The organism is Chryseobacterium sp. D764 (assembly GCF_019317325.1).
Taxonomy (GTDB): domain Bacteria; phylum Bacteroidota; class Bacteroidia; order Flavobacteriales; family Weeksellaceae; genus Chryseobacterium.
This window is the reverse complement of the sequence record NZ_CP079219.1, coordinates 4,662,154-4,687,015: the sequence shown is the minus strand read 5'-3', so window position 1 is coordinate 4,687,015 and position 24,862 is coordinate 4,662,154. Positions and strand designations below refer to the sequence as shown.

Annotated in this window: 20 protein-coding genes; 10 read left to right on the top strand and 10 right to left on the bottom strand. The window is 37.3% G+C overall.

Annotation, left to right across the window (positions count from 1 at the left end):
* Window positions 1-237: 237 nt before the first annotated feature.
* The 5 genes from KYG33_RS21375 (at window position 238) to KYG33_RS21355 (ending at window position 8,011) form a co-directional block, all read left to right on the top strand.
* Entirely contained in the window at window positions 238-1,716 is a 1,479-nt protein-coding gene (locus tag KYG33_RS21375; RefSeq protein WP_077415401.1) for an alkaline phosphatase PhoX, read from the top strand.
* A 65-nt stretch (window positions 1,717-1,781) separates the two neighbouring features.
* Window positions 1,782-3,596 carry a cytochrome-c peroxidase gene (locus KYG33_RS21370; protein ID WP_219072381.1) on the top strand — a complete coding sequence of 605 codons (1,815 nt, stop codon included), beginning with the start codon at window positions 1,782-1,784 and terminating at the stop codon, window positions 3,594-3,596.
* Between the two features lie 297 nt (window positions 3,597-3,893).
* The gene (locus tag KYG33_RS21365; RefSeq protein ID WP_228408724.1) at window positions 3,894-6,221 is read left to right on the top strand and encodes a DUF5686 family protein; all 2,328 of its coding nucleotides are present in this window, start codon (window positions 3,894-3,896) and stop codon (window positions 6,219-6,221) included.
* A 75-nt stretch (window positions 6,222-6,296) separates the two neighbouring features.
* The gene (locus tag KYG33_RS21360; protein ID WP_077415407.1) at window positions 6,297-6,533 is read left to right on the top strand and encodes a hypothetical protein; all 237 of its coding nucleotides are present in this window, start codon (window positions 6,297-6,299) and stop codon (window positions 6,531-6,533) included.
* Window positions 6,534-6,541: 8 nt separating this feature from the next.
* On the top strand, window positions 6,542-8,011 hold the full coding sequence (locus tag KYG33_RS21355; RefSeq protein WP_219072380.1) for a M20/M25/M40 family metallo-hydrolase: 1,470 nt from the start codon (window positions 6,542-6,544) through the stop codon (window positions 8,009-8,011).
* A gap of 231 nt (window positions 8,012-8,242) precedes the next feature.
* Here KYG33_RS21355 and ilvA read toward each other — a convergent pair whose 3' ends face one another.
* The 7 genes from ilvA to folP all read right to left on the bottom strand — a co-directional run bounded on the left by ilvA (window position 8,243) and on the right by folP (window position 16,507).
* Window positions 8,243-9,505 carry a threonine ammonia-lyase gene (gene ilvA, locus KYG33_RS21350; protein ID WP_180565812.1) on the bottom strand — a complete coding sequence of 421 codons (1,263 nt, stop codon included), beginning with the start codon at window positions 9,503-9,505 and terminating at the stop codon, window positions 8,243-8,245.
* 11 nt (window positions 9,506-9,516) lie between these two features.
* Window positions 9,517-10,563 carry a ketol-acid reductoisomerase gene (gene ilvC / locus KYG33_RS21345; RefSeq protein WP_180565450.1) on the bottom strand — a complete coding sequence of 349 codons (1,047 nt, stop codon included), beginning with the start codon at window positions 10,561-10,563 and terminating at the stop codon, window positions 9,517-9,519.
* Between the two features lie 45 nt (window positions 10,564-10,608).
* Window positions 10,609-10,890, bottom strand: coding sequence for a hypothetical protein (locus KYG33_RS21340; protein ID WP_052184688.1), 282 nt, complete (start codon window positions 10,888-10,890; stop codon window positions 10,609-10,611).
* A gap of 11 nt (window positions 10,891-10,901) precedes the next feature.
* Entirely contained in the window at window positions 10,902-12,626 is a 1,725-nt protein-coding gene (ilvB, locus tag KYG33_RS21335) for a biosynthetic-type acetolactate synthase large subunit (RefSeq protein WP_077415413.1), read from the bottom strand.
* Between the two features lie 6 nt (window positions 12,627-12,632).
* The gene (gene ilvD, locus KYG33_RS21330) at window positions 12,633-14,315 is read right to left on the bottom strand and encodes a dihydroxy-acid dehydratase (protein WP_219072379.1); all 1,683 of its coding nucleotides are present in this window, start codon (window positions 14,313-14,315) and stop codon (window positions 12,633-12,635) included.
* 180 nt (window positions 14,316-14,495) lie between these two features.
* Window positions 14,496-15,368: a branched-chain-amino-acid transaminase gene (gene ilvE, locus KYG33_RS21325; protein ID WP_219072378.1), complete on the bottom strand. Its 873-nt coding sequence runs from the start codon at window positions 15,366-15,368 to the stop codon at window positions 14,496-14,498.
* 368 nt (window positions 15,369-15,736) lie between these two features.
* Entirely contained in the window at window positions 15,737-16,507 is a 771-nt protein-coding gene (gene folP, locus KYG33_RS21320; RefSeq protein ID WP_175627229.1) for a dihydropteroate synthase, read from the bottom strand.
* A gap of 302 nt (window positions 16,508-16,809) precedes the next feature.
* Between folP and KYG33_RS21315 the strand changes: the two genes are divergently transcribed.
* The 4 genes from KYG33_RS21315 to tpiA all read left to right on the top strand — a co-directional run bounded on the left by KYG33_RS21315 (window position 16,810) and on the right by tpiA (window position 19,731).
* Window positions 16,810-17,376 (top strand): DUF1599 domain-containing protein, encoded by a 567-nt coding sequence (locus KYG33_RS21315; RefSeq protein WP_219072377.1) that lies wholly within the window; start codon window positions 16,810-16,812, stop codon window positions 17,374-17,376.
* Window position 17,377: 1 nt separating this feature from the next.
* Complete coding sequence (locus tag KYG33_RS21310) at window positions 17,378-18,487, top strand: BT_3928 family protein (protein WP_219072376.1); 1,110 nt, start codon at window positions 17,378-17,380, stop codon at window positions 18,485-18,487.
* Between the two features lie 95 nt (window positions 18,488-18,582).
* On the top strand, window positions 18,583-18,930 hold the full coding sequence (locus KYG33_RS21305; RefSeq protein WP_077415425.1) for a TerB family tellurite resistance protein: 348 nt from the start codon (window positions 18,583-18,585) through the stop codon (window positions 18,928-18,930).
* A 42-nt stretch (window positions 18,931-18,972) separates the two neighbouring features.
* Window positions 18,973-19,731 (top strand): triose-phosphate isomerase, encoded by a 759-nt coding sequence (gene tpiA, locus KYG33_RS21300; protein WP_077415427.1) that lies wholly within the window; start codon window positions 18,973-18,975, stop codon window positions 19,729-19,731.
* 96 nt (window positions 19,732-19,827) lie between these two features.
* Here tpiA and KYG33_RS21295 read toward each other — a convergent pair whose 3' ends face one another.
* The 3 genes from KYG33_RS21295 to dnaG all read right to left on the bottom strand — a co-directional run bounded on the left by KYG33_RS21295 (window position 19,828) and on the right by dnaG (window position 24,318).
* Entirely contained in the window at window positions 19,828-21,096 is a 1,269-nt protein-coding gene (locus KYG33_RS21295) for an esterase-like activity of phytase family protein (protein WP_219072375.1), read from the bottom strand.
* A gap of 437 nt (window positions 21,097-21,533) precedes the next feature.
* Window positions 21,534-22,220 (bottom strand): ATP-dependent Clp endopeptidase proteolytic subunit ClpP, encoded by a 687-nt coding sequence (gene clpP, locus KYG33_RS21290; RefSeq protein WP_034726592.1) that lies wholly within the window; start codon window positions 22,218-22,220, stop codon window positions 21,534-21,536.
* Between the two features lie 112 nt (window positions 22,221-22,332).
* On the bottom strand, window positions 22,333-24,318 hold the full coding sequence (dnaG, locus tag KYG33_RS21285; RefSeq protein WP_077415431.1) for a DNA primase: 1,986 nt from the start codon (window positions 24,316-24,318) through the stop codon (window positions 22,333-22,335).
* A 99-nt stretch (window positions 24,319-24,417) separates the two neighbouring features.
* Here dnaG and tsaE point away from each other — a divergent pair, with 99 nt between their 5' ends.
* Entirely contained in the window at window positions 24,418-24,825 is a 408-nt protein-coding gene (gene tsaE, locus KYG33_RS21280) for a tRNA (adenosine(37)-N6)-threonylcarbamoyltransferase complex ATPase subunit type 1 TsaE (RefSeq protein ID WP_077415432.1), read from the top strand.
* Window positions 24,826-24,862 lie beyond the last annotated feature (37 nt).

The window sequence follows — 24,862 nt, the reverse complement described above, 5'->3', positions numbered from 1 at the left end:
AATACCTTTGCAAACGAAAAAAGTAGGTATCTAAAAGTCTTAGCGTCTCTGCGTTATAATATTCCATTCCTTATTAATCAGATATTCATCAAAATCTCTCTATTTATATCCGTTCTAATTATTGACCTTACCTTAACAAATCATTACCTAATCTTAAACTATTTGTTTTGTCTTCTTAAAACTTAGTTAACACTAGACCTCTAGTTTTGTCGTAATCGAAATTCAAAAAATATAATTATGAAAATTAACAAAACTATTGGAGCTCTATTCCTTGCAGCTATTGTTTTTCAAGGCTGTAATGATGACAATAACGGGGATTCCAACACCCCAGCCAATGACAAAATAAAGATTGAAAATTTTTCTAAAGAGCCTGCTTTCGTTTATGGAATGCAAGGTTTTGAAAATTTAAATATTACCACCCTTATTTCCAGCTCTGATGTACTTCCAGGTTCTCCTGACTTTGTTTTTGGAGGTCAGCCGGATGGAATGGGAATTATGAAAGATCCCAACTCTGACGGCTACCTGATGATCACCAATCATGAGATCAAACAGTCTGTATCAAGAGTATATCTGGATAAAACATTTAAGCCTGTAAAAGGAGAGTATATTTTAAACGGAACCGGAGGAATGACGAGATTATGTTCCGCTACACTGGCAACTCCTGAAACTCATGGTTTCAGTGCCTTTCTTACTGCCGGAGAATCTGGTGAAGAAAGTATGGTTCATGCTTTAAACCCTCTGGCGCCGGTATCTCAGGCAGCAGATAAAACAAGAGTAAAACCAGCTTTAGGAAAAGCTTCAATGGAAAATGCAGTTCCACTTCCAAAAGATGTTTCTAATGGAAAATCTTATATCATCATCGGGGAAGACCAGTCTTATTCATCTTCTCATCAGTCTGCAGGACAATTGATCATGTATGTAGCCGATACTCAGGGTGATTTGGATAATGGTAAGTTGTATTCTTTAAAAAGAACAAACAACAACTATACTGAAACGGATATGACGAAAGGAAGCAGCTACGATGTAGAATTTGTAGAAATTCCTAACGCCAAAAATCTTACAGGCGCTCAGATAAATCAGAAAAACATTGATAATAACGCCATCCGTTTTTCAAGAGTGGAAGATGTGGATTATAGAAAAGGAGCTGGAAAAGGAAGAGAAATTTACTTTACCGCTACCGGAGAATCTTCTGACGGTGTGAATCCGAAAGCAGGATTAACAATGTGGGGGAGAGTTTACAAGCTTGTTCTGAACTCCAACAATATGATGACAGGAAAATTAGAAGTTGTTGCTGAAGGAGATTCTAACCCAGGAAATAATCTGATCAATCCTGATAACTTATGTGTTACTGAGAACTTTGTATACATCCAGGAAGACGGAGATTCTTACTATAAAAATGCAAACCACGATTCTTATATCTGGCAACTAAATATTGCTACAAAGCAATATAAACCATGGTTGAACATGAAACATAACAGAAGTGATTCTGCATGGCAGACTGCTTACAACCAATCAGGGGATCTGCAGAAATTCGGTTCTTGGGAATTCGGAGCAATGGTTGATATTTCTGATATCATCGGAGTTCCTAATACCTTCTCTGTCAATATCCACTCACACACATGGCAGCTGGACAAATTTAAAAACCCTGACGGTTCCGGAATCAACACCAATAAAGAAGGTGGACAGATTGTAATCATCAGAAACGTAGAAAAATAGTTTTAATTCCTTCATATCAAATTAAAGTATCAATAGAAAATTTCTGTTGATACTTTTTCATACCTATGAATAAACTTTCAAAATACCCGATTCTTCTTTTCTTATACTGTGCAGCAGCACTCTTTACACTCTATTGCTGTAAGAATGATAAGCAGCAGCCTGTATACGAAGATCTTGGTTCTGTAAAAAACAGGATTATCAAAACCAACAATGATTTTGAAAAACAGATCAGTGAACTGAAAGCCCTTGTTGCTGCAAATTCTGATGAAAAACTTCTTCAGGAAAAATTTCAAGACATCAGAAAAACATACAAAAAAATGGAATGGGCTATAGAATACTTCCTACCCCACTCTGCTAGGTTTATCAACGGTCCTGCCCTTCCTGAAATAGAAATGGATGAGCATACAGAAATAGAACCCGAAGGACTGCAGGTTTTGGAAGAGATGTTCTATCCGTATGATAAGGGGAATAAAGATGAAGTGATCAGAATGCTCAATAAACTTATCAATAAAAGCAATACGATAGCCACCAACTTTCAGGTAATTACCATCAGTAAAGATCAGGTTTTTGATGCGTTAAGACAGGAAGCTTTCAGAATTTCCAGCTTAGGAATTGCAGGTTTTGACACTCCTGTTTCCGGAATATTTTTACAGGAAATGCCTTCTTCGCTGGAAGGTATCAAGGAGACATTGGAACAAATTTCCACGGAACGTTCGAAAGACAAAGCATTAAAAAGAATCATTGCAGAAATCAATTCAGCCATTGGAATCCTGAAAAGAAACACAGACAAAAATACGTTTGATTATGTGAGCTTTATCTCTGATCATCTTAATAAGATTACTGCTTTGATGCTGGATTTTAAAAATCAGGAGAAGATTCCGGATGTTGAAGTAACCACTGCTCTGAACAAAAATACGGCTACTTTTTTTGCTAAAAATGCCTTCAATCCCAATGCCTTTACTCCTGGGAAAGAATATGCATTCTCCGAAGAAAAGGCAGCTCTTGGTCATCAGCTTTTTAATGATAAAATTCTTTCCAACAGCAACAACAGAAGCTGTTCCACCTGTCATATTCCTGAGAAAGCATTTACTGACGGGCTTGCCAGGTCGATGTCCCTTGAAAACTCAGAACTGGCAAGAAATGCGCCTTCTCTCAACTATGCAGGATACCAGCATGGCCAGTTTTGGGATATGAGAAAGGATGATCTTGAAGGGCAGAGTTCAGATGTGATCTCCAATAAAGAAGAAATGCATGGTGACCTGAATGTGATTCTGGCAAAAATAAATCAGGATAAAAACTATCAGGCGTCCTTTAAAAAGATTTATCATTCTCCAAAAACAGAGGTATGGCAGCTTCAGAACGTACTGGCAAGTTATATTCGTTCTTTGTCAACATTCAATTCTGCTTTTGATGATTATATGAGAGGAAATAAGTCAGCAATGACGGAAAGCCAGAAGCGAGGTTTCAATCTTTTTGTTGGAAAAGCCCAATGTGCAATATGCCATTTTGTTCCTTTATTTAATGGTACAGTTCCTCCCAATTTCAAGAAAACCGAACAGGAGGTTTTAGGAGCTGCAATCAATGGAGAAAATAAAACATTTGACAATGATCCGGGAAGAGGAAAGTTTCATGAAACAGTACCTTCATTACAACATTCCTTCAAAACACCAACCCTTAGAAACATCAATAAAACAGCTCCTTATATGCACAACGGAGGATACAAAACATTGAAAGAAGTAATGAATTTCTATAACAAAGGCGGTGGAAAGGCTTTTGGATTCAAAGTAGAAAACCAAACACTTTCTGATACTCCGTTGCAGCTTACCGATAAGGAAATAAATGATATTATTGAATTTATGAAGACTTTAGATGATCAATAAGCCATCATAAAATAACAACTGATCAAAAAATTCTTGAACAAACCAGATTCAGGAGTTTTTTTATTGGAAATTTCCAGGAAATGCAGAAAGACTATCTAAGCGTCCTCATCATTTAATTTTATAAGGCGCAAAGTCCATAAAAACATTAGATTAAATCAATGTTATACTATGTTAAAAACTTTTCCAGAACAATAAATATCATTAATTTTGAACTAGTTTTTATACATGAAAAGGGCTTTACTGTTATTATTTTTTTTACTCAGCTTTTTGGGGTATTCACAATCAAAAATTAAGATTGTGGATGACGCCAGTCAAAAGCCTGTTTTTAATGCAAAAGTGTCATGTGATAACACAATCATTGGATACACCAATCAACAGGGCGTTTTGGAATTTAAAACAGAATGCAAAAACATTGATATTGACGCCGATTCTTACCAGAAAGAAACGATATCAGTGGAGAGCAGTATGGAAATTTCCCTCATCAAAAAATCTTCAAAAACCACCAGCATTGAAGCTGTAGTTATTGAAGATAAAAGTGATCCCCGGGCTCTGGAAATTCTGAAAAAAGTGAATAAACTTTTTAACGAAAACTCTCCAAAAAGCTTAGGTTCCTATTCTTATAAATCCTATGAAAAAATATCTCTGGATATTGATGAGGACAGCCTTTCACAGTTTAATCAGTATTTCAATGATTTAAACATTTTCAAGAAAAAAAGAGAAAAAGACTCACTGAATAATATTTCCGCAAGAAAAGTATTTTCAAAAAGCAAACTCTTTCTCTGGGAAAGGGCACAGGAGTTTTTATATTCCAAAAAATATGGTGAAAAGATCAATATTCTGGACAACAGAATTTCCGGTCTGAAGCAGCCTATTTATGAAATGATTGCGCTCCAGCAAAGTAACAGGGATATTGTTCCTGAGCAGGTGAAGCCGGAGAACAGAGGATTGTACAGATTCTTTCTTTCGGATACCGTTACTCTTGACGGGAGAAAAAACTTTGTGATCCGTTTCCGTGAAGTCAATTACAAAAAGCCGGACAGAAAGCGAAAGTATAACGGTGCTATTTATGTAGATACGGAAACCTACGGAATCAAAAAGATAGAAAATTTCAGTAAAAATAAAAACGACGGGATCATCACCAGCACATGGGTATTCTATAATAACAAATGGTTTCTTGCCCATGAAAAAACCAAGCTTAAAATGGGTAAAATGGCGATGGACGACAAAGAGCATGCTGACGATAAGAAAACAAAAAAAAGTTTTGGAACCTACGCTTTTCTTACCTCAAAATATTTTGATTTCGAAGCTCCTATCGAAGAGAATCCCAAAGATTTCAAAGGCTATACCTTCTCTGTAAAAAATATTGACGGCCATTCTCTGGACCGGTACAGAACAGAGCCTCTTACTGAAAGAGAACAAAATACCTATAAGACCATTGATAGTTTAGGTAAAAAATATAAAATTGACAGAAAGGCGCAGATCTTATCCGGATTACTGAACGGGCAAATCAGAGTAGGCTCTGTAGATTTCGCGGTGGATGAAATTGTCAATTATAACTCTTATGAAGGCTTCAGATTAGGTTTAAAGGCCAAACTTAATGAAAATTTCAACCCTTATTTTTCACCAGACTATTATTTTGCATACGGGGTAAAAGACAGAAGGTGGAAATACGGAATGGGTCTTGATATGAAAACCTCGCTGGAAAAAAATTCAATTTTCCGATTTGAGGTATATGATGACGTAACAGCATCAGGAGAGTTCAACAGAAAGCTCTGGAATTTCAAAATGAGAACGATGAATTTTGGAAATAACCTGAATAATGATAAATATTTCCATTTCAAAGGAGCCTCTTTATCGTATATGAATGACGTGACCAACGGTCTTACCCTTGCTCTTGCTGTAAGACGAAATACGGAAGCTGCAGAATTTGATTACCAGTTCAGAGACAGAGGGACTTCATACAGAAATTTCAATACACTTTTTACCTTAAAATATTCTCCGAATTCTACCAATATTATGACTCCTCAGGGAAAATCTCTGATCGACCAGAAATATCCTGAGTTGTATTTTAATTATGAGCAGAGCTACAAACTGCTGCAGGGGAACTTTAATTATTCCCGTTTTGATGCTCTTTTTGTTCATAATTTTAAGACTCCCATCGGGACTACTGGTTTCAGACTGTACGGAGGTGCCGTTTTGGGTGAAGCGCCAATCTGGAAAAACTTTACGATGAACGGACTTGCTTCCCCTGGTAAAGATTTCAATTTCAACCTTACCTCTTACCTTGGATTTGCTACCTTGGAGGGAGGAAAATATTATAATGATAGGTTTATTGCATATTACTTCACTCACAAGCTTCCCTTGTATTTCAAGAGTTTCGGACACAATGTTTCCAGCTTTGATTTTGTTCTGAGAGGAACTATCGGAGATATGAAACATCCGGAATACCATCAGTTTAAGTTCAGAAAGCTGGATCATCTGTATCAGGAAGTAGGCTTGGAATGGAATAATTTCCTTTCCAGTTATTTTAATCTAGGTTTATTCTACAGAGTGGGTTATTATGCAACACCACATTTCAGAGAAAATTTTGCTATCCAGTTTAAACTGAAGTTTCTCGAGTTTTAATACCCCATAAAATACAAAATCTTTATTTTTGAACCAGAATTCAGAAATATTCAACGATAATATATAAAAAAGAGCATGCAGAAAATCGAAATCAAAGCAGAACAGTTTTTTGAATTATTAAAATTAAAAGACACTCCGATGTGGGAAATTTTCTCACAGATGATCGATGGGAATGAAAAGGAAATTATCTTTTTAGACAATGAAGACAAGATCCTTTTCACTTACATTTTAGCTTCTACAAAGGAAAAACTGGAAGAAGACAGAAAGGAATTTTCAAAACAGTTTTCAGAGAAATTAGCTAACTTTGATTAAAAGTTTCTATGAATAAAAATTATGTTTTTTCTCTGCTAAGTCTTTTCCTGTTTACCATTGGAAATGCTCAGAATTATAAAAAACCTTTGGTTTCTGCCATCAAAGAAGCTGATCTTCGTACCGATATGTATCAGCTTGCCGCAGATCAGTTCTGGGGTCGTGAAGCAGGAACGCTGGATGAATTAAAAGTTTCTATGTGGCTTGCTGACAAAGCAAAAGAAGCCGGAATGAAACCCGCAGGTGATAACGGAACTTTTTTCCAGTTTTTTGATATGTACAGACATCAGGTTATCCCTCAAAGCAGCCTGAAAATTGGAGACAACAGTTTGAAACTATGGAAAGATTTCCTTGTTGCTGAACCTGTGAATGCTTCTATAGATGCCGAAATTGTATATGCCGGAAACGCAGAACCTGAAGATCTTGCTAAATTAAATATTCAAGGAAAAGTACTTGCTGTAAACGCTTCAGACAAAAATATCTCAAAAGATATGACTCTTTTTGTAAGAAGATATCCTGGATTTGTAAGAAATAAATACTACAATAAAGCTTCTGAATTGGGCGCGAAAGCCATTATCTTCATTACCGATGATACCTCAGAACAAAGCTGGGTGGAAGTACTTCCTCAAATGACAAGAGGAAGCTATGGTGTAGAAGGATTGAGAGAAAAGATCACGAATAATATTCCTGTTTTATGGATTAAAAGAGAAAATGCAGGATGGGTAAAAAACAATCCTAAAGCTTCTCTGAACCTGATCACTGAAACCTACAAATATCCATCAGTGAATATCATCGGAAAAATAGAAGGTACTGATCCGGTTCTTAAAAATGAATATGTTTTGCTAAGCGGACATCAGGATCATGACGGAATCAGGCATCCTGTAAAAAATGATACCATCTACAATGGTGCCGATGATAATGCAAGCACCTGTGTTGCAATGCTGGCGATGGCAAGAGCTTACAAAAAACAGCCGGGAAAAAGAAGTATCCTGTTTGTTTTCCATGGAGCTGAAGAAAGAGGATTGTTGGGCTCCAGATGGCACGCAGCACATCCGGTTGTTCCAAAAGAGAAAATCGTAGCTGTATTGAATGGTGATATGATTGGAAGAAATGATAATAATGAGGCGGCTTTATTAGGAGGAAATGCTCCTCATAAAAATTCTGAAGAGCTTGTAAAAATGGCTGAAGAAGCCAATAACGAGAGTACAAAATTCAAATACCTGAAAGATTGGGATTCTCCAAGCCACGCTGAATATTTCTATTTCAGAAGTGATCATCTTCCTTATGCTAAAATCGGCATTCCTGCTATATTTTTCACCAGTGTACTGCATGATCAGTATCATACGCCACAGGATGAATCAGAAAATATCAATTACAAAAAGCTTTATAAAATGACGGAATGGATGTACAGAACATCCTGGAAAGCAGCGAATGAAGCTGAACGTCCAAAAATAATTTCAAATTTTTCGCTTGAAAGATAAAAATAAAAAGCTTCACCGATTGTGAAGCTTTTTATTTTTCATCATTGTGTTTTTAGAATCTGATTGATTACGAAATAATTTAATATTGAATATGTATTTAACCATTAAGTAAAATTTAGATTGTAAGGAAAGTTAAGATTCAAACGAATTTGAACAAAGTAATCTGCTTACTAAATATCTGAAGATATTTTTTTCATTATTCTTAAAAGCTTTATCAATCTTAATGGTTCATTAAATAAGTAAATTCATCAGTGAAGGGTCATTGTTCAGATAGTTGACAAAAAAATCATATTGTTTCATCTTATCGATTAAAGGGTTGAAATCTTTGTTTTGTTTCAGAGCAATTCCTACCACTGCAATTCCTTTTTCTTTTGAGTTTTTCTGGGTGTACTCAAAATAGGTAATATCATCATCAGGTCCCAGCACATCCATTACAAAAGTTTTCAATGCTCCCGGACGCTGTGGAAACCTGACCAGGAAATAATGCTTTAACCCTGCATAAAGCAACGCTTTTTCCTTGATTTCTTCCATACGGGTAATATCGTTATTACTTCCGCTGATGATACAGACTACATTTTTACCTTTTATTTCATCCCTGTATTTTTCCAATGCGGCTACTGAAAGAGCTCCCGCAGGTTCTACAACAATAGCATCTTTATTATACAATGACAAAATGGTCTCACATACAAGTCCCTCCTCCACCGTAGCCATATCATGCAGGATATTTTTGCAGCGTTCAAAAGTAATATCTCCCACTTGCTGTACTGCTGCTCCATCTACAAACCTGCTTATCTTTTCAAGAAGAACAGGTTTCCCTTTTTCCAGCGCTTTTTTCATACTTGCTGCCGCTGAAGGTTCTACTCCAATGATTTTTGTGTGTGGTGACAGATGTTGGAATACAGAACAGATTCCTGCTGCCAGCCCACCTCCTCCAATCGGAACAAAAATATAATCAATAACACCCTCAGCCTGCTCCAGAATTTCCAGCGCTGTTGTTGCCTGCCCTTCAATAATTGCCGGATCGTCAAAAGGATGAATAAATACACTGTTATGGTCTTTACAAAACCTCATCGCAGCATCTTTTGCAGCATCGAAAGTATCTCCGTACAAAATAACGTCTATGTATTCTCCACCGAACATTTTCACCTGCTCAAGCTTTTGCCCGGGTGTTGGCAAAGGCATGAAAATAGTTCCTTTCACCTTCATTGTCTGACATGCAAACGCCACTCCCTGCGCATGATTTCCGGCACTGGCACACACCACTCCTTTTAAAAGTTCTTCCGGTGACATTGTTGCCATCTTATTGTATGCTCCTCTGATCTTATAGGATCTTACTCTTTGAAGGTCTTCTCTTTTGAAACGGACATTCGCCTCATAAATAGCTGACAGATTATTATTGACAGCTAAAGGTGTTTTTACCACTACATTTTTTAATCGTTCCTCCGCTTTATAGACATTCTCTAAAACGAAGGAACTTATTTCCTCTTTCATCATCTGTTTGATAATTAATTGTTTTCGGGTCTGAGGCTTCGTACAGTCTTGCCAGCTTTCCACATTTCGCTTTCTCTTAACTCTGTAAGTTCAACTTCCAGTTTTTCACGATAATCCGGCTTGCTGTTACTGTCAATCGAACGTTGTGCTTCATTTCCTTTGGCTACGTTGTCATACAATTCTTCAAATAAAGGCGAAGTAGCATCTCTGAAACGTTTCCACCAATCTAAAGCTCCTCTCTGAGCGGTTGTGCTGCAATTGGCATACATCCAGTCCATCCCGTTTTCTGCCACTAAAGGCATTAATGACTGCGTGAGTTCTTCCACTGTTTCATTAAAGGCTTCAGAAGGGCTGTGTCCGTTTTTTCTCAATACATCATACTGAGCAGCAAATATTCCCTGTACAGCTCCCATTAATGTTCCACGCTCTCCGGCAAGATCGCTGTATACTTCTTTTTTAAAATCGGTTTCAAACAGATATCCGCTTCCTATCGCGATACCCAATGCAGTTACTCTTTCTCTTGCTTTTCCTGTAGCATCCTGATAAACGGCAAAACTGCTGTTCAGACCTCTGTTCTGGAGAAACATTCTTCTCAACGAAGTTCCTGAGCCTTTTGGTGCTACCAGAAATACATCTACATCAGCTGGAGGAACAATTCCCGTACGTTCGCTGAAAGTAATTCCAAAACCATGAGAAAAATATAATGCTTTTCCTGGGGTAAGGTGTTGTTTTACTTTTGGCCAGTATTCAATCTGTGCAGCATCGCTCAGAAGGTAGCAGATTATGGTTCCTTTTTCTAAAGCTTCTTCAATTTCAAATAAAGTTTCTCCCGGTACAAATCCGTCTGTAACTGCTTTATCCCATGATTTGGAGTTTTTCCTCTGTCCTACAATAACATTAATTCCGTTATCTTTCTGATTCAAAGCCTGTCCGGGTCCCTGTACTCCGTATCCAATTACCGCTACTACTTCATTTTTTAATACTTCCTGAGCTTTTTCCAACGGAAATTCATTTCTCGTTACTACGTTCTCTTCTACTCCTCCAAAATTCAATTTTGCCATTTTTTTTGATTTTATAATTATTGATTATGATGTTTAATTTTATGTTTAGCTTGCATATTCTACAGCTGTCAGGTATGGATTTCTGTGATAATGTACTTCCAGAACGTCTACCTGTTTTTCCATTTGTCTGCTTATTTTCTGAACAGAATCTTCTGTTTCTCTGATCACGATGACAAACTTTTTTACTTTTTCTATTTCTGAAGGACCTACATTGAAGGTCACCATAGAAATTCTTCTTCTTGAAAAAATAGCATTGATCCGGCCGATCAATCCTAAATAATCTTCTGTATACGCTGTAATGGTATATTCTTTATGATCTGTTTTCATCTTTTTTATTTTTAAAATTTATTATTCAGTACGATTTCTGAAACACTTTTTCCCTGAGGAATCATTGGAAATACATTATGTTCTTTTCCCGTCATGACCTCAAGAAGAAAAGCGCCGTTGTGATCAAGCATCTGGCGAAGTGCCCATTCCAGATCTTTTCTTTCAGACACTTTATTTCCCGGGATATTATATCCTTTTGCCACCTGAACAAAGTCGGGACTCTGAATATCCACTGAGGAATATCTTTCTTCGTGAAACAATTCCTGCCATTGCCTTACCATTCCCAGATAACAGTTATTAAGAATTAATATTTTGACCTCCGGATGATACTGCATAATGGTTCCCAATTCCTGAATATTCATTTGAGCACCTCCATCTCCCATGACAGCAATTACAGGACGGCCAGTCCCTGCATAAGATGCTCCTATTGCAGCAGGAAGACAAAACCCCATGGTTCCCAATCCGCCACTCGTTACATTGGTACGGGAATTCTTAAATTTAGAATAACGGCATGTTGCCATCTGATGCTGTCCCACGTCTGTTACAATGACCGCCTCTCCTTCAGTCATCTCGTTCAGATAACGGATGACTTCTCCCATAGTAATTTCTCCTTCTTCAGGATAAAGCTCTGTATTGATGAGACTGTTATTTTCAATTTCATGACAGTTTTTAAATCTTTCATGCCATTCCGGGTATTCTCTTTTTGCAATCCATTTTGTAAGAAATGGAAGGGTATGTTTACAGTTTCCAAGAACCGGAATATCTACTTTTACATTTTTATTGATCTCTGCTTTATCTATATCCAGATGAATGATTTTTGCCTGTTTCGCATACTGATCCAGTCTTCCTGTTACGCGGTCATCGAAGCGCATTCCGACAGCAATCAAAACATCACATTCATTGGTTAATATATTCGGTCCATAGTTTCCATGCATTCCTACCATTCCAACGGCTTGTGGATGATCGGTAGGAATAGCACTCATTCCTAAAACCGTCCATGCCACCGGAATTCCAGATTTTTCGGCAAACTCTAAAAACTCTTTTTCAGCATTCCCCAACATAATCCCCTGTCCGGCGATAATGAATGGTTTTTCTGCCTCATTGATCAGCAAAGCCGCTTTTTCAATACTTTCAAAACATGGATCAGGATTGGGTTTATAACTTCTCAATGAATAACATGGAGAATATCCTTTATAATCAACAGGTTGCAGTTGGGCATTTTTGGTAACATCAATCAGGACAGGACCAGGGCGACCTGATTTTGCTATGTAGAATGCTTTTGCCAATACTTCAGGAAGCTCATTGGCATCGGTCACCTGATAATTCCATTTGGTAACCGGACTTGTAACGTTCATCACATCTATTTCCTGAAAGGCATCGGTTCCGAGAAGGTGTTCAAAAACCTGCCCTGTAATGCATACCAGAGGAGTATTATCCAGTAGAGCATCAGCCAGTCCTGTTACAAGATTGGTTGCTCCGGGACCACTGGTTGCCAATACGACACCGACTTCTCCTGAAACTCTTGCCAGACCCTGCGCCGCATGTACGGCAGCCTGTTCGTGACGTACAAGCACATGTTTCAGGTTCTCCTGATAGTCGTAAAGGGCATCATAAATAGGAATAATAGCCCCTCCCGGATATCCGAAAACGGTTTTCACCCCTTCCTGAAGAAAAGCTTCAAGAATGATCCGGCTTCCGCTAAGTTGTATTTCTGTTGATAAATTCAGGTTTTCCATATACTTTTATTGAGTGATTTCGTCCGTTACACAGCCTTCTGCCGCTGATGATACTGTTAATGCATATTTATAAAGCAATCCTTTCTGTACTTTAAGAGGTGGTTTTTGCCATCCTTCCTTTCTTCTTTTTATTTCTTCTTCTGAAACTTTGAGCTGTATCGTGTTGTTTACAGCATCAATTTCAATCAGGTCATCATCGTTTACAAAGGCGATCAGGCCTCCTTCGTGAGCTTCCGGAGTGATATGCCCTACTACAAATCCATGGGTTCCTCCGCTAAATCTTCCGTCTGTAATCAAGGCGACACTGCTTCCCAGACCTGCACCAATCAGTGCACTCGTGGGTTTAAGCATTTCGGGCATTCCGGGAGCACCTTTCGGACCTTCATTTCGGATGACGATAACGTCACCATGCTGTACGGTTCCATCCTGAATTCCTCTGATCAGGTTCTTTTCGCCATCAAATACGCGGGCTTTTCCTACAAAACGTTCTCCTTCTTTCCCTGTGATCTTTGCCACACTTCCTTTTTCAGCAAGATTTCCGTACAGTATTCTCAAATGTCCGGTAGCTTTTACAGGTTCTAACAATGGTTTTATGATTTTCTGTGTATTGAAATCCAGATCCGGAACATTTTCTAAATTTTCGGCTAATGTTTTTCCGGTTACCGTTACACAATCACCGTGTAATAATCCTTGGTTTAAAAGGTATTTCATTACTGATGGTATTCCTCCGTGTTCATACAGATCCTGCATCAGATATTTTCCGCTTGGCTTTAGGTCTGCCAATACCGGAGTTACATCACTCATCTTCTGGAAATCATCCTGAGTAAGAGGCACTCCTACACTTTTTGCCATGGCTATGAAATGTAAAACAGCATTGGTACTTCCTCCAAGAATAACAATCATGCGCAAAGCATTTTCAAAAGCTTTACGGGTCATGATATCTGATGGTTTGATGTCTTTTTCCAATAATATTTTCAGATATTTTCCTGCTTCATGACATTCTTCCTGTTTTTCTTTACTCAGAGCAGGGTTAGAAGAGGAATACGGAAGACTCATTCCTAATGCTTCTATCGCTGAGGCCATTGTATTGGCGGTATACATTCCACCACATGCGCCTGCTCCCGGACAGGAATTCTTTACAACCCCATCAAAATCTTCTTCTGTTATTTCTCCTGCAATCTTTTTTCCCAAAGCCTCAAAAGCAGAAACAATGTTAAGCTGTTCACCTTTGTAGCAACCGGGCGCAATAGTTCCTCCGTAAACCATGATGGATGGTCTGTTCAGCCTTCCCATTGCAATAATAGTTCCCGGCATATTTTTGTCGCAGCCCGGCAATGCAATCAGTCCGTCATAGTACTGTGCTCCGCAGATGGCTTCTATACTGTCTGCAATTACATCACGGCTTACCAGAGAATAGCGCATTCCATCTGTTCCGTTGCTCATCCCGTCACTAACTCCAATTGTGTTAAAAATTAATCCGGCTAACCCATGATTCCATGTTCCCTTTTTTACAACCTGAGCCAAATCATTCAAATGCATATTGCAGGTATTTCCGTCATAACCCATACTGGCAATTCCGACCTGAGCCTTGTGCATATCTTCTTCTGTAAATCCTATCCCGTACAACATTGCTTTGGCTGCGGGTTGTTCACTGTTTTGCGTGAATGTTTTCGAATATTTATTTAACATATCTTTCCTGCATTTTCTATTATTTTCCTTTCTTTAAAATGGAGTTCTTTACTAAATTTTGATCCAAAACTACATTTTGTAATATTCTTTTCATTTTCAATTTTTATAAAAATTACAATATTCAATCGTTTAAAAAACAGACATATTCACCTGATAATCAAATATTTAAATTCTTAAAATCTACAATGACAGAACTCTTACCAATTTCAAATATGCCTGCTGTACTCTTCCACTTGAAGTCTCTTCCCAATTTCTGGTGAAAGGAACATCATCAAGAGAATCCAGGGCAACAATTTCTGCTGCTGTACCACAGAAAAAGCCAGCATCTGCACCATGCATTTCTTCCGGTTTAAAAAATGTTTCTTCTACAGGGATATCAAGCTCATTACAAATCTCCATAACGGTTTGTCTGGTGATTCCCGGAAGGATGCTTCCTTTGGCCGGAGTAAATAAAACCCCGTCTTTTTCGTAGAACACATTGGCACCAGAGCTTTCGGCAACATTTCCGTTTTCATCCAATACCAGCGCTTCATCGTAACCTTTGTCTTTGGCATCCTGACAGGCCAATATTGAGTTTACATAATGTCCTCCTACTTTGGCTTCAACCTTGAAAGCTTTAGGATTAGGACGTTGAAAAGGGGAAGTCATAATTTTCATTTTATCTGCCAGATAGCCGTTATTCCATTCCCAGGCAAGAAGTGACAGATAAGATTTTTGTCCTTTTGAAAGGGACATATTGGGTGAACACGTGACCAACGGACGGATATAAGCATCAGTAAAACCATTACGATCCAGAAGTTCATATGTAAGTTCTGTAAGCTGGTTCACGGAATAATCGAAGGGAATATGCATTAATTCAGCTGATCTTTTTAGCCTTTCATAATGTTCTTGTGCTTTGAAAATCCTGGCTCCATGATCGGTGCTGTAAGATTTAATTCCTTCAAAAACTGAGTAACCATAGTGAAGTGATTGTCCATACAGATCTGTTCCGGCATCTTTCGCTTTCATAAATTTTCCGTCAAAGTAGATGGTCGTGTCGTCGTTGTAATACATGTTATAGAGGTTTAAAAAATTAACAAAAGGGAATAAAAAAAGCCCTCTCACGCTGTGAGAGGGCTCAATATATGTACAGTCATACATCTTCCTTCTCACAGACGCAAGGGAATAATAATGACGATAATAATTACTGATAATAACTGATACATACTTTTTATTGTAAAAAAATAAAACAAAAAAAACCGTTTCATAATTTGAAACGGTTCTATATATAATTTAAATTTAAATCTATCTAAAATGCCGTTTCCTTCCTGCTGTTAATGACAGCAGCAATAATAGAAATGACAATAATATTTTTCTGATTTGTAAAATTCATACTGCAAATGTATAAACTTTTTAATTACTCACAAGTTTTTTTACACTTTTTATTTTTTCCGTAAAAACTGGGTAAGCGTTTCCTTTGCTTCAGCCACATCATGAACCCTTACAATCTTTGCTCCCTGTTCTAGTACTTTCATATGAAGTTTTTGCGTTTCTTCATTGATATCCAAAGGTGATTTCCCAAGAGGTTTGTAGATAAATGACTTTCTGGAAATACCTATTAAAAGGGGAAATTTTCCAAATCCGAGATATTCAACTTCATGGATCATTTTCATCTGATCTTCTCCTGTTTTTCCGAAACCAAAACCAGGATCAAGAATGATGTCATTCACTCCTTTTTCTAAAAGTTCTTTTGTCTTTTTAGCAAAATATTGGTTCACTTCCAGTGTAATATCTTCAAACTTTATTTTATCGTGCATAGTTTTGTAGGAAGGATTTACATGCATCAAAATGTAGGGAAGTTTCGTTTCAGCAGCTGTATCAAACATTTCTACATCATACTGACCGCCTGAGATATCATTGATCAGATCAATTCCTTCATTGAAACCAAATTTTACTGTTGCTGCATAAAAAGTATCAAGAGAAATCAAGACTTCCGGAAATTCTTTTTTGATCAGAGAAATGATATTTCCGATTCGGTTTATTTCTTCTGCAGCACTTAAAAATTCTGCATTGGGGCGTGTAGACTGAGGTCCGATATCCAGTATTTCTGCGCCATCTTTCAACAGTTTTTCTGCATGTTTCAAAGCTGATTTTTCCTCATTGAATTTCCCGCCATCAGAAAATGAATCCGGAGTCAGATTGAGGATTCCCATGATTTTTGGAGTATCAAGCTGTACTAAACGACCATTACAATTGATTGAGTAGGTTGGAGCGTTGGAGGGCTGGAGAATTGGAGACTTAGAGAGCATGGATTTTATAATTGATCATGATTTTTGTACTGCAAAATTAGTGATTTATGATGTTTTAATAAGAGGTAGGAAGCTAGAAATTAGAAATTATTGTCTGGAAGCCAGAAGCTGGAGACACCCTCTCAAACCCTCTCACTCACAAACTCAGCTCATCAAATTCAAAAATCTAAAACCGAATTCGTATATTTGGAAGATTAAGAAAATTTATGTTAAAAACATCAGTACAGTTCGAGAAAGTTATCAGTCAGTGTCGTGATCTTTTCGGTAAAAAATTACAGGATTACGGTGCAGCATGGAGGGTTTTAAGACCAAGCTCTATTACGGATCAGATTTATATCAAAGTGAACAGAATCCGTACGCTGCAGATGACTGATAAAAAAATGGTGGATGAGAGTGAAGAAGATGAATTTATCGCAATTGTCAATTACTCTATCATTGGACTTATTCAGCTGGAGAAGGGTCTTTCCAATGATTTCAATGAAAATAAAGAAGAAATTTTAGGTCTGTATGACCAATATTCCAACGAAGCGAAAGCTTTAATGGAGAGAAAAAATCATGATTATGGTGAGGCATGGAGAGATATGAGAATTTCTTCGATCACAGATCTTATTTATCAGAAAGTATTAAGAACTAAACAGATTGAGGATAATCAGGGAAAAACGATCGTCTCAGAAGGGCTTGACGCCAACTATTTCGATATGCTGAATTATGCTGTCTTCTGCCTGATCAAGTTCTCAGAAAAAGAAAATCAATTCGAACCCAAAAATATTTAATATGCTCAAAGGTTTATTACGCTTTATTATTGCTGTTATTTTTATCCTTTCAGGCTTTGTGAAAGCCGTGGATCTGGTAGGTTTTTCTTTCAAAATGGAAGAATATTTTGCTCCTCCTGTTTTCAACATGCCGTTTTTAGAAAAGTTTGCCCTGCTTTTTTCCATTATCGTAGTGGTACTGGAGCTTTTCTTAGGATTTATGTTACTGCTTAAATTAAAGCTTAAGTTTACCTTATCCATATTAATTGCGCTTTGTATTTTCTTTGGATTCCTTACGTTTTATTCAGCCTATTTCAATGTGGTAACAGACTGTGGATGTTTTGGAGATGCCCTCAAATTTACACCTTGGCAGAGCTTTCTTAAGGATATTGTGCTTCTGGTAGGATTGATCATATTATTTGTCTTGTACAGAAAAGATTTCCGTAAAAAAGATGAGTATGGAGTGACCAAGAAAGAGTCTTCCAATACATTTAAATATATCCTTTTAACAGTTTTTTCACTGGGAATGATTTATGTGATGGCACAAGGGATTATGCATGAACCGATCATTGATTTCCGTGATTATAAAATAGGAACGGACATTAAAGGTGAAAAAGGAAAAATTGAAAAAAATCCTTCTGAATATAAGACTTTTTATTCTCTGAAAAACCAGAAAACAGGGGTTGTTATAAAGGTAAATCAGGATGCTTATATCAAAAAAACAGAATACTGGGCAGAAGGTTCTCCCTGGAAAATTGAGGAAGGAAAAAATGAATCTGTACTGATCAAAGAAGGTTACAAATCTGAAATTGTGAAATTTAAGATTGAAGATCCTACAGGAATGGAGGTTACGAACGAGATCATCAACGCTCCAAAAGCCGTTTTGGTATTCTCTTATCATCCAAAAGATATTTCTGCTGATCTGCTTCAGAAGGTGGAAGCTAAAGTAAATACACAAAAAGGAGCTCTTATCTATGGAGTTTCTACCTATCCCAATACTTTTAAAACCATTAAAAACGCAATGATGGACGGAACTGCCATCAAAACCATAGCAAGAAGCAACCCGTTTGTACTGATTCTTGAGAATGGAAAAATTATAGACAAACAGCCTGCAAAGGACTACGTTAAATAATTATAAATGATGAATGATGAATGATAGGTCTTTACGAGAAATAATCGTAGATCAACTATCAAATTTAAACACTAAACTTAAACATACAACAGCTCATGCAAAAATCAAATAAATCAATCGCCGGATATCACTTATTAATGATTCTTTCTTCTGTAGACGGAGAGTTTGCTCCTGAGGAAGGAATGCTGGTTCAGCAATATATGGCGGATGAATTTCCGTTCAGAATGAATCTTGACAACGAATTGGAAACACTGGCTCTTTTACAGCCCGAAGAATGGAAAGATCATTTTGAATTTCATGCAAGATGTTTCCATGATGATTCTACAGAAGATGAACGTGTAAAGTTTGTTCAGTTTGCAAAATCATTGATCAAAGCGGATAATAAAGTAACTGAAGAGGAGCATACTTTCTACGTTCTGCTGAAAAACCTTTGGGGATTATAATCACGAAATAAATAAATGAAGTAAATAAATATAATAAATGTTATGAGAAGAAAAATAGTTGCAGGAAACTGGAAAATGAACAAAAATGTAATTGATGCACAACAATTGATGATTCAGTTACTAAGCTATAAAAACAACAATGCTACCCACTGTGAGGTTTGGATCGCTCCACCAGCATTATATTTGATGATGGCAAAAGACATCTTTGAAAAGGATGAAATCGGAGTATTTTCTCAGGATATGAGCGAGTATGAAAGCGGAGCTTACACAGGAGAAATTTCTGCAGATATGCTGGAATCTATCGATGCTACCGGTTCATTGATCGGACACTCTGAAAGAAGACAGTATCACGGAGAAACAGATTCTCACTGTAACAGAAAAATCAAATTAGCACTTGACAAAGGTCTTATTCCTGTTTACTGTAACGGAGAAACTCTTGAGCAGAGAAAAGCAGGACAACATCTGGAAGTGGTAAAAAATCAGACTGAAGTCGCTCTTTTTACACTTTCTGCTGAAGAAATCAAGAAGGTAGTGATTGCTTACGAACCGGTTTGGGCTATCGGAACAGGAGAAACGGCAAGTCCGGAGCAGGCTCAGGAAATTCATGCACACATCAGAAGTATCATCGCTGCAAAATATGGACAGGAAGTTGCTGATGAAATTTCAATCCTTTATGGAGGATCTGTAAAGCCAGACAATGCAAAAGAAATTTTCTCTCAGCCGGATATCGACGGAGGTCTTATTGGAGGAGCTGCTTTGAAATTAGAGGATTTCTCTAAGATCATTGAGGGTTTTAACTAATATTCAAAAAAATAGGCTCTGGATAAAGTCCGCTCCTATTGATAAATAAAAACGGCGGCATCTTCGATGCCGCCGTTTTCCGTTAAAAAAATCTAATTATTGAATATCGACTACATACATAGTTCCTTTATCTACCTTCCCTGTTTTAGGAAGAATCTTAGCTTTTGGGTTACCATTTCCATCATCCACTACTCCAAAATCATCATCATTGAAAACAGCCAGTTTATTATTTCCTAAATAAACAATTCCCTCAAACTTATCATGTTCATAGCCCAGTTTTGCAACCAGATCTACAGCTAATGTTTTGGTAACAGTTTTTATCCCGGCATTCGTAATTTCATCCCATGAGCATTGCTCTAAGGCTTTTCCATTCACTTTCATACCATCTACGGCAGCAATATCAGTTCCGTTCACATCGGAAGCATTGCTCAGGTTAATCCTGTATACTTTTTTAATTCCTCCCTGAGATCCGAAATTCCCATCTCTTTCAATCACCAGGAATTCATTGTTACTTAATGCAGTAATATCACATACTGAATCTGAAGCGCCTCCATCCTGTTTATACAAAAACTGTTTGGTCTGCCCTGTAATAATATCAAAGGTGACAATTCTCGTTAAAGTGGTATTGGTTGCCAATGCTTTGCTGGGTACAAGCATCATCGACTGTATCGTTCCTACCAGCGTTCTTCCGTCTGGAGTAATACACAGTCCTTCCATTCCTCTGTTGGCTCTTCTCTTTGCTAACACAGCAGGTAATTTTCTTGTTCCGGTATTTACACCTATCGGGCTTATTCTTTCCATTTCTACTCCGTCTGCACTGTAATGCACAATATGCGGTCCATATTCATCAGAAACCCAGAATGTACCGTCTGCTGCTGCTACAATACTTTCACTGTCCAGTCCATACTGATCAGTACCTAAAACATTTCCGGAAGCATCATAAGCAATTTCCCCCGTACTTCCCATCCCTACCGGATTTGGTAATCCCGTAATAGGTTGCCCGGATGGATTTTTAAGTTTAATATATTTGACTACCTCTACATTTCCGTCAGCATTAATTTTAAAATGCATAATCGTTGGAGTAAAGTTAGGAGCTAGAAACTTTTTACCATTCTGAAAGTCAGTATTTGGTCCTCTGTCTGTAATGACATAGAATTCGCCTTTTCTTGTAGGATGAGCTGCTGCTCCGGAACCAAATCCGCCATTAATGACATCTACTCCGTTTATCGCAGCCAGTTTTGTAAACGGAAATTCCTGAGGGAGTTTGGAATAATTAATATCCTGATTAATCATTGTGGTATCATCATCACTTTTACATGAAGCCAATACTGCCAGCACTACAACAGACAATAGTAATTTTTTCATATTCACTTTTATGGCTGCGAAAATAGAAATTGATTATAAACTGATCTTGAATATAATGATAATTGTATTTTAACAATAGAACCAAAGTGAAGCACAGCTAACTTTAGGCGTTTTCCGTTGCGAAGAAAAAATTCAGTATTTATCCTAAGGTTGTTAAGAAATAGTTAAAGTGGACATGCAAAACCACCCCCTCCAAAGGATGGGAATTTTTACGTCTTCAATTGGAATTTGGTCTGGATTGAGATTCTGTCTGAAGTATTTCTTCTTGAATGATTGCGGCTGGATTCCTACGGAATGACAAACTGTATGTATAAACCATCATTTCAATTGTGTCATTCCGCAGGAATCTAAACAGTCAATACAGTTTAAAATTCATAATTAATCCAACAAAAAAAACCGCACCAAATCGGTGCGGTTTCTTATGATTTTACAATCAATTATTTTTTCTCTGTAGATCTTTGAAGAACCTCATCTACCATTCCGTAGCCTTTAGCTTCCTCAGAAGTCATCCAGTAATCTCTGTCAGAAGATTTTTCTACCCACTCGTAAGTTTGTCCTGAATGGTGACCGATAATTTCATAAAGTTCCTGCTTCAATTTCAGCATCTCTCTCAAGTTGATCTCCATATCAGAAGCAACTCCCTGAGCACCTCCTGAAGGCTGGTGAATCATTACTCTTGAGTGCTTAAGCGCAGAACGTTTTCCTTTTTCTCCGGCAACCAATAATACAGCTCCCATTGAAGCAGCCATCCCTGTACAGATAGTAGCTACATCTGGCTTAATGATCTGCATGGTGTCATAAATACCTAAACCTGCATAAACACTTCCGCCGGGAGAGTTGATATAGATCTGAATATCTTTTGATGGGTCAGCACTTTCTAAGAATAAAAGCTGTGCCGTAACGATGTTTGCCACCTGATCATCAATACCTGTTCCCAGGAAGATAATTCTGTCCATCATCAAACGGGAGAAAACGTCCATCTGAGCAACGTTTAATCTTCTTTCTTCCATGATGTACGGAGTAAGATTCGTTGGGCCATACATTCCCATATACTGATCGGTAACCAAACCGTTGTTTCCTAAATGTTTTACAGAGAAGTCTCTGAAATCCTTTTTAATGTCCATATTTCTATTATGTATTATTTTTATATTATTCTCGATGTTTAAATTACAATATTTATTCCTAAAATTTTATAGGACTTTTTGTCATAGAATACCAAAAAAACTGACTTAAAAACTATCTTTTTCGATCTCCATAGATTCCTTTGATAGGCGAATATTCGATGATATTGCTCAATCGCATCGAAGCCTGTTTCAATAAGGTAATTTTCTTGATAAGCTCATAATATTTCCCTTCATCTGTAGTACTGTACTGATCAAGTTCTTTAGCTGTTTCTGTAATTAAATAATCAATATATCTGTATTTATGCAATAAAACATCTCCCTGGATCTGATCTGCCACTTTATCTCCATAATTGGGAGGATAAATATTTCTGGAAGCCCAGTTTTCAAGATCATCCAGCGGAATCAAAGCATCCACAACCTTTGTGGTAATCTCTTCATCCATAAAAGATACAAAAAAGTTTCCACTTCTAAGTTCATCTTTCTGAATTCCCTCTCTCACCTGGTTGATAATAATCTCATTTTCTTTGACTAAAAATATATACTGTTCTTCTTCAAAATGATGGAGAATTTCTTCAATAACCGTAATCTGATATTCTTCATTCTGCTCATTTTTCCTTTTCAAAATAATATCTCCAAACATCAGCATGTGATCTACCAGCTTATTCTCCATAAACAGTACATCAAACAGGAAAGGATCTTCTTTTTCCTTTTCCAGAGGAACAATCTCCATCTTTGGAGCTGCCTTTTCCTTCTGTTGCTGCTGAACATGATGGGTCTGATTCTGTGTGATCTGCTTCTGAACATCAAGCTCATTGAAAAGACTCTGCTCAGAAAGTCCGAATTTATTGGAAACCTCTTTAAGGTAAACTTCCCTTTTCAATGCATTCTGTACAAAAGAAACAGATTTCACGATATCCCTTATCGCTTCTGCTTTTTTAATAGGGTCATTACCAACATCCCTCAACAGAATTTCCGCTTTGAAGTCGATGAAATCCATCGCTTCGTTTTCAATATACTTTTCTACGTATTCCTGCGGATGTTTTCTGGCAAATGAATCCGGGTCATCTCCATCAGGGAAAAGCAAGACACGGATGTTCATTCCTTCTGTCAACAGCATATCGATACTTCGGAAACTGGCTTTGATACCGGCATTATCACCATCAAAAAGAATCGTTACGTTTTCTGTAAGCCTTTTGATCAGTTTGATCTGCTCCGTTGTTAAAGACGTTCCGGAACTGGCCACTACATTTTCAATTCCGGACATATGAAGTGAAATCACATCCATATATCCTTCCACCAAAAGACAGCCGTTCTTTCTTGAAATCGCCTGCTTACTTTGGTTTAATCCGTAAAGAACATTGGATTTATGATAAATCTCCGTTTCCGGCGAATTAAGATATTTTGCAGTTTTAACGTTATTCTTAAGAATCCTTGCCCCAAAACCCAGAACCCTTCCTGAAAAACTGTGAATAGGAAAAATCACACGTTCCCTGAAACGGTCTACTCCTGCAGGAGTATTTTCCGGGAAAATAGAAAGTCCGGATCTTTCAAGAATTTCCTTGGTATATCCTTTTTCCAGTGCATAAGCAGTAAAGGCATTCTTCTTTTCAGGAGAATATCCCAGCTGGAATTTTCTGATAATATCGTCCTTTAACTCTCTTTCTTTAAAATAAGCCAATCCGATACTTCTTCCCTCTTCTTCATCCCAAAGAATTTCTTGGAAATACGTATTGGCAACTTCATGAATTTTATATAAAAGATCTTTTTCAGTCTGTGCATGTTTTGCTTCTTCGGAAATTTCACGCAGATCTTCTTCAATTTCAATTCCGTACTTTTTTGCCGCATGGCGAAGGGCTTCAGGATAGGTAAAATTCTCAATTTCCATAAGGAAAGAGATGGCGGTTCCTCCCTTTCCGGTTGAGAAATCTTTCCAGATCTGTTTGCTTGGTGAAACAACAAAACTCGGAGATTTTTCTTCATGAAAAGGACTGAGCCCTTTAAAGTTAGACCCTGCTCTTTTCAACTGCACATACTCGCCCACAATCTCTTCAACCCGGATTGTGGAGAATATCTTATCAATGGTCTGTTTGGAAATCATAGTACAAAAATACACATAAAAAAAAACCTTACAATTATATAATACATGTGCATTATATTTAGTAGGTTTTATCATTATTTTTGCAAAATAAATTAGCATATGCAATTCACTATACATACAATCGAAGACTGGCAGAAAGTTGTTGATAGCATCATTCCGGAATTAAAACATAATATCCTGTTACTAAAGGGAAATCTGGGAGCAGGAAAAACCACTTTCACCCAATTCCTGCTTAAAAATATGGGCAGCAAGGATGAGGTAAACTCTCCTACCTACTCTATTGTCAATGAATATAATACGGAAAAAGGAAAAGTATATCATTTTGATCTTTACCGTTTAAAAAACATTGAAGAAGTCTATGATATCGGAATTGAAGAATATCTGGACAACTCTTTTTTATGCATTATCGAGTGGCCGGAAGTGTATGAAGAGGAGCTTTACGGTCTCAACTATCACACAATGAGTATTGTGAACACGGGTGAAAACAGAGAAGTTTCATTCGATTAAATATTATGTATCTTTGCTCATAAATTGAGTGTAAATA

Bases quoted from the DNA above. Each gene is read 5' to 3' on its own strand.
- KYG33_RS21375 (WP_077415401.1), top strand. From the start codon at position 238: ATGAAAATTAACAAAACTATTGGAGCTCTATTCCTTGCAGCTATTGTT.
- KYG33_RS21370 (WP_219072381.1), top strand. From the start codon at position 1,782: ATGAATAAACTTTCAAAATACCCGATTCTTCTTTTCTTATACTGTGCA.
- KYG33_RS21360 (WP_077415407.1), top strand. From the start codon at position 6,297: ATGCAGAAAATCGAAATCAAAGCAGAACAGTTTTTTGAATTATTAAAA.
- KYG33_RS21355 (WP_219072380.1), top strand. From the start codon at position 6,542: ATGAATAAAAATTATGTTTTTTCTCTGCTAAGTCTTTTCCTGTTTACC.
- ilvA (WP_180565812.1), bottom strand. From the start codon at position 9,505: ATGATGAAAGAGGAAATAAGTTCCTTCGTTTTAGAGAATGTCTATAAA.
- ilvC (WP_180565450.1), bottom strand. From the start codon at position 10,563: ATGGCAAAATTGAATTTTGGAGGAGTAGAAGAGAACGTAGTAACGAGA.
- KYG33_RS21340 (WP_052184688.1), bottom strand. From the start codon at position 10,890: ATGAAAACAGATCATAAAGAATATACCATTACAGCGTATACAGAAGAT.
- ilvB (WP_077415413.1), bottom strand. From the start codon at position 12,626: ATGGAAAACCTGAATTTATCAACAGAAATACAACTTAGCGGAAGCCGG.
- ilvD (WP_219072379.1), bottom strand. From the start codon at position 14,315: ATGTTAAATAAATATTCGAAAACATTCACGCAAAACAGTGAACAACCC.
- ilvE (WP_219072378.1), bottom strand. From the start codon at position 15,368: ATGTATTACAACGACGACACGACCATCTACTTTGACGGAAAATTTATG.
- folP (WP_175627229.1), bottom strand. From the start codon at position 16,507: ATGGGAATCCTCAATCTGACTCCGGATTCATTTTCTGATGGCGGGAAA.
- KYG33_RS21315 (WP_219072377.1), top strand. From the start codon at position 16,810: ATGTTAAAAACATCAGTACAGTTCGAGAAAGTTATCAGTCAGTGTCGT.
- KYG33_RS21310 (WP_219072376.1), top strand. From the start codon at position 17,378: ATGCTCAAAGGTTTATTACGCTTTATTATTGCTGTTATTTTTATCCTT.
- KYG33_RS21305 (WP_077415425.1), top strand. From the start codon at position 18,583: ATGCAAAAATCAAATAAATCAATCGCCGGATATCACTTATTAATGATT.
- tpiA (WP_077415427.1), top strand. From the start codon at position 18,973: ATGAGAAGAAAAATAGTTGCAGGAAACTGGAAAATGAACAAAAATGTA.
- KYG33_RS21295 (WP_219072375.1), bottom strand. From the start codon at position 21,096: ATGAAAAAATTACTATTGTCTGTTGTAGTGCTGGCAGTATTGGCTTCA.
- clpP (WP_034726592.1), bottom strand. From the start codon at position 22,220: ATGGACATTAAAAAGGATTTCAGAGACTTCTCTGTAAAACATTTAGGA.
- dnaG (WP_077415431.1), bottom strand. From the start codon at position 24,318: ATGATTTCCAAACAGACCATTGATAAGATATTCTCCACAATCCGGGTT.
- tsaE (WP_077415432.1), top strand. From the start codon at position 24,418: ATGCAATTCACTATACATACAATCGAAGACTGGCAGAAAGTTGTTGAT.